Here is a 5132-nt window from a genome sequence, read left to right on the forward strand (position 1 = left end):
GGCTTCGAGGGGTCTCGAAGCCCGCGCCGAAGTTTCGGTGTCAGGCGCCGTTGAGGGCGTAGGTGCGGAAGGTGGCCAGCAGGGGGAGGACCTCGGTCTGGCTCGGGTCCTCGGTCACGGCGCGCATGGAGTCGATCACCGCGTGGGCGATGGCCTTGGTCACCGCCAGGTCGTCCCGGGGCGCGAGGGTGCCCCAGGTCTTCAGGGCCTGGGTGAGCAGGGCGCTCATCCGGGCGCCGATGTTGGAGCTCACCGCGTCGGAGAGTTCGGCGAGCTCCTCGTCGCTCATGGTGGACCGCAGGCCGAAGGCCAGGGCCATCAGGGTGTCCATCGCGTGCTCGCCGTACGCGGCGACCAGCGCCGGGAGCGACCGCTCGTCCGCACCGCCCGCGGCGAGGGCGGACAGCGCCTCGTCGTCGTCCTTCCACGCAGCCTCCAGGGCGGCCAGGGCCCGAAGAGACTCGTCTACCGTCATCCCGTCTGTCATAGGAGGAACGGTATTGAGCCCGTAGCGTCCGAACCCAGGGTTCGGGCGCCGGAATCACACCTTCGAGCGAAGCCGGGCCTATTCGGGCCGATGGGTGTGCGCGAAGTGCTTCGCGTCCCAGCTGCCGCCCAGCTCCGGGGCGAGCGAGGCGACGGCGAGGGCGGCGAAGTCCGCGGCGGCTGCGGCGCGTTCCGGCAGGGCGCCGAGTAGCGGGGCGCCGGCCGAGCGCGGCAGGTCGGCGAGGTTGCAGCGCTCGGCGAGCCCGGGGGCGGTGGGCCAGGAGCCGACGAGCACGCCCGCGAGCGGCAGCCGGCGGGCGGCCAGGGCCTCCGCGGAGAGCGCGACGATGTTCAGTGTGCCCAGCCCGGCGGAGGCGACGAGCAGGACCTCGGCCGGCAGCCCGGCGTCCAGGACGGCCCGGGCCTGGTCGGCCAGGGTGCGGCCCTCGTCGTCGTAGCGGACGAGCAGCCCGCCCGCGCCCTCGACCAGCACCAGGTCGTGCCCGGCGGCCAGTTCGGCGACGGCGTCGGCCACCTCGGCGGGGGAGAGGAAGGGCATCCCGGCCCGCCGGGCGGCGGTGTCGGGCGCCAGCGGCTCCGGGTAGCGCACGAGTTCACGGATCGTCAGGTCACCGGCCAGGCGCCGGACTTCATCGGCGTCGCCGGGTTCGCCGGGGGCGATCCCGGTCTGCCCGGGCTTGAGCACCGCGACCCGCAGGCCGGCCTGCAGCGCGGCCGAGGCGACCGCCGCCGTGGCGACCGTCTTGCCGACCTCGGTGTTGGTGCCCGTCATGAACAGGATCCGCGCGCTCATCCGGCCACCGCCGCAGCGGTCACGGCGTCGGCGATGCGTGCCACGTCCTCGTCCTCCGTCACGTAGGGGGGCATGGTGTAGATCAGGTCCCGGAAGGGGCGCAGCCAGACGCCGGCCCGGGCGGCCGCCTCGGTGGCCGCCGGGACGTTCACCGGGTGGTCCAGCTGGACGACGCCGATGGCGCCCTGGACCCGGACGTCCCGGACGCCCGGGAGGTCGGCGGCGGCCGCGAGCCCGTCGGCGAGTCCGGCCTCGATGCGTTTGATCCCGACCGCCCAGTCCTGGCCGAGTAGCACTTCCAGCGAGGCGTTGGCGGCCGCGCAGGCCAGCGGGTTGCCCATGAAGGTCGGCCCGTGCGCGAGCACCGGCATCTCGCCGCGGCTGATGCCGTCGGCGATCTCGCCGGTGCACAGCGCGGCGGCGAGGGTCAGGTAGCCGCCGGTGAGCGCCTTGCCCAGGCACATCACGTCCGGCGAGACGCCCGCGTGGTCGGCGGCGAACAGCGCGCCGCTGCGGCCGAATCCGGTGGCGATCTCGTCGAAGACGAGCAGCACCCCGTACCGGTCGCAGAGTTCGCGCAGCATCCGCAGGTAGGCGGGGGAGTGGAACTGCATCCCGCCGGCGCCCTGCACCACCGGTTCGACGATGACGGCGGCCAGCTCGTCGGCGTGCCGGGCCATCAGCTCCTCGAACTCGGCCGCGTACCCGGCGTCGAGCGGGGCGTCGAACCCGGCGGGCGGCTGCGGGGCGAACAGCTGCCCGGGCAGCACCCCGTCCCACAGGTGGTGCATGCCGCCGTCCGGATCGCAGACGGACATCGGGTGGAAGGTGTCGCCGTGGTACCCGCCGCGCCAGGTCAGCAGCCGGCGCTTGGCCGGGCGGCCGGTGGACTGCCAGTACTGGAGGCACATCTTCAGCGCGACCTCGACGGCCACCGAGCCCGAGTCGGCGAGGAAGACGTGCTGCAGCGGCTCGGGCGTGATCTCGACCAGCGTCGCCGCCAGCCGGACGGCGGGCTCGTGGGTGAGCCCGCCGAACATGACGTGGCTCATCCGCCCCAGCTGCTCGCGCACGGCCTCGTCCAGCACCGGGTGCCGGTAGCCGTGGATGGCCGCCCACCAGGACGACATCCCGTCGACGAGTTCGCGCCGCCCGCCCGCGACGGGCTCGGCGAGGCGCAGCCGGACCCCCGAGGCGGATTCGACCACGTACGGGGTGGCGGTGCCGGGCATCGGCCCGTACGGGTGCCAGACGTGGGCGCGGTCGAGGGCGAGCAGCGTGTCCGCGGACAGCTGGGGCATGATGCGTCAGTCTCCAGAACTATCAGGCATTGGGCGCGAGTTCGGTGCCGGCGCCGCGAAGCCGGACCTTGACGAGATCGCTGCGCAGCTCCCCGTCCGAGGCGTCCGAGGCGTCCGAGGCGGCGTCGGTGTCGGCGTCGACCGCGACGGGGGCGTCGGCCGGCGCGTGCGCGTGCCCGCCGCACGGGCCGCAGCCGCCGCCGCTGCCGCAGGCCGAGGCCGCGGTGCCGCAGGAGGAGGCCGCCGCGACGTCCGCGCGGTGGCGGGGCAGGGTGGCCTCACCGGCGCCCTCGACCTCGAACCCGGCGTCCTTGATCATGTCGAGGTCGGTCTGCCCGGCCTGGCCCTCGCTGGTCAGGTAGTCGCCGAGGAAGATCGAGTTGGCGACGTGCAGCCCGAGCGGCTGCATCGAGCGCAGGTGCACCTCGCGGCCGCCGGCGATCCGCACCTCGGTGTCCGGGTTGACGAAGCGGACCATCGCCAGGATGCGCAGGCAGCGCTGCGGGCTGAGGTTCCACTCCTTGGCGAGCGGGGTGCCCTCGAACGGGATCAGGAAGTTGACCGGGACGGAGTCCGAGCCGAGCTCGCGCAGGGCGAACACCACGTCGACCAGGTCCTCGTCGCTCTCGCCCATGCCGGCGATCAGGCCGGAGCAGGCGGACAGACCCGCGCCGTGCGCCTTCTGCACGGTGTCCACCCGGTCCGCGTAGGTGTGGGTGGTGGTGATGTCGCCGTAGGTCTTCTCGGAGGTGTTGAGGTTGTGGTTGTAGGCGTCGGCGCCGGCCGCCTTCAGCCGCTCCGCCTGGTTGTCGGAGAGCAGGCCGAGGCAGACGCAGATCTCGACCTCGGGGTCGGCGTCCTTGATGGCGGCCATGGTGTCGGTGACCCGGTCGATGTCGCGGTCCGTGGGGCCGCGGCCGCTGGCGACCAGGCACACGCGCTTGGCGCCGCCGGCCACCCCGGCGCGGGCCGCCTCGGCGGCCTGGTCGGGCTTGAGCCAGGTGTACTTGAGGATCTCGGCCTTGGAGCCCAGCCGCTGCGAGCAGTAGTTGCAGTCCTCCGGGCAGAGCCCGCTCTTGAGGTTCACCAGGTAGTTGAGCTTCACGCGTCGGCCGAACCACCTCCGGCGGACCTTGCCGGCCGCGGCGACGACGTCCAGCAGCTCGTCGTCGGTGGTGGCGAGGACGGCCAGGGCCTCCTCGCGGGTCGGGACTTCGCCGCGCAGGCCCTTGGCGGTGAGGGTATCGAGCAGATCCATGGGGCCGATCCTGCCTGGTGGCGCTCGAATGGCGCCAGAGGGAACCCGCCAGAAGATCGGCGGAAGGATGTGCCACTTGCCACAGTGTCGAAGCTCACGGTGTCGTTGCTGGTCACGAGCTTGACGCCGGTGCGAATCGGAGGTTACCGGCCGGTAGGGCGCGGTCGCGGCGAAGGGCCGGACAGGCCGGCGCGGGGCGGTCGCCGGTACGCGCGCCGGACGGTCGCGGGTGCCGGCACGCGGCGGTGACCGGCAACCCCCCACCCCGTGATCCACGCCACCCGACGGTTGCTTAGAATCTGCGCCATGACCACGCAGGGGGAGCGCACCCCGACTCCGGGAGAGGGCCAGAACGGCCAGGCAGTGCGGCGGACCGGCGGGGCCCCCGCCGGCGCGGGCACGGACCTGAGCGGCAGTCGGGTCGGCGGCAGGGGCAGGCGGCTGACGGCCCGCCGGGCCGTGGGCTGGGTCGTCGTGGTGGGAGTGGTGGCCGCCGGCGGATGGATCATCACCCGCCCGATGCCCGGCGACTACATACCCGGGCTCGGCCCGTCCAGCAAGGACGCGGCCAGGACGCCGCCGGTGGTGGGGACCCCGCCGCCGCGCACCGACCCCGAGGGCCTCAATGCCGACAGCCTCTTCCCCGCCCAGCGGCCGGTCGAGGCCGCCGGGTACAAGGCCCGGCGTGGCGCCATCCGGCAGGGCGGCAACTGCACCGAGGTGCTGCAGGACCGCACCCAGGAACTGCTCAAGGACACCGGCTGCCAGGCCTACCTGACCGTCAGCTTCACCGGCCAGGACCGCCCGGTGCTCAGCAGTGTCACCGTCCTGCGCTTCGGCGACCAGACCGCCGCCACCCGGGCCGCCGACACCCTGCGCGGCAAGCCCGGCGCGCTCGCCTTCATCCTTCCGGACACCAACGCCGCCCCCGCGCCGTCCTCCGGCGGGCCCAAGTCGGCCGAGCCGCGGGTCGAGGCGGTCGGGCACTACGTGACGGTGGTGAGCTCCCGGCTCAGCGACGCCCGCACGCCCGGCCCCGGCACCCAGTCCACCCCGGCCTCGACGCCGTCGGGCCCGGCGCTCACCACCGAGCAGACCCTGGAGGAGGCGACCCGCGCGCTCTCCTACGCGGCGGGCGCGCCGTTCGTCTGGATGTGACGCCGCGCCCGGCCCCCCCCCCCCGGGGGGGGCGCCCCCGCCCGCGCGGGGGGGGGGGGCCGGCGCCCCCCCCCCCGCCGCCCCCCCGGGGGCCGCGCACCGCCCCCCCCGCCCC

At 74.5% G+C, this 5132-nt stretch carries 5 protein-coding genes; 1 reads left to right on the top strand and 4 read right to left on the bottom strand.

Translation table 11 applies throughout. The features are described 5' to 3' along the window. Nucleotides 1-40 precede the first annotated feature (40 nt). The 4 genes from ACFV61_RS30150 to bioB form a co-directional block, all read right to left on the bottom strand. Nucleotides 41-475, bottom strand: coding sequence for a hypothetical protein (locus ACFV61_RS30150; protein WP_079135370.1), 435 nt, complete (start codon nucleotides 473-475; stop codon nucleotides 41-43). A 90-nt stretch (nucleotides 476-565) separates the two neighbouring features. Beyond that, nucleotides 566-1300 carry a dethiobiotin synthase gene (gene bioD, locus ACFV61_RS30155; RefSeq protein ID WP_380430510.1) on the bottom strand — a complete coding sequence of 245 codons (735 nt, stop codon included), beginning with the start codon at nucleotides 1298-1300 and terminating at the stop codon, nucleotides 566-568. Further along, on the bottom strand, nucleotides 1297-2601 hold the full coding sequence (locus ACFV61_RS30160) for an adenosylmethionine--8-amino-7-oxononanoate transaminase (RefSeq protein ID WP_380495038.1): 1305 nt from the start codon (nucleotides 2599-2601) through the stop codon (nucleotides 1297-1299). The genes bioD and ACFV61_RS30160 overlap by 4 nt, the downstream gene beginning before the upstream one ends. A gap of 22 nt (nucleotides 2602-2623) precedes the next feature. Next, a complete protein-coding gene (bioB, locus tag ACFV61_RS30165) occupies nucleotides 2624-3859 on the bottom strand; it encodes a biotin synthase BioB (protein ID WP_380495040.1) in 1236 nt (411 codons plus the stop codon). A gap of 306 nt (nucleotides 3860-4165) precedes the next feature. Here bioB and ACFV61_RS30170 point away from each other — a divergent pair, with 306 nt between their 5' ends. Beyond that, entirely contained in the window at nucleotides 4166-5017 is an 852-nt protein-coding gene (locus ACFV61_RS30170; RefSeq protein ID WP_380430519.1) for a hypothetical protein, read from the top strand. Nucleotides 5018-5132 lie beyond the last annotated feature (115 nt).

It is taken from the genome of Kitasatospora sp. NPDC059817 (assembly GCF_042731835.1).
Classification (GTDB): domain Bacteria; phylum Actinomycetota; class Actinomycetes; order Streptomycetales; family Streptomycetaceae; genus Kitasatospora.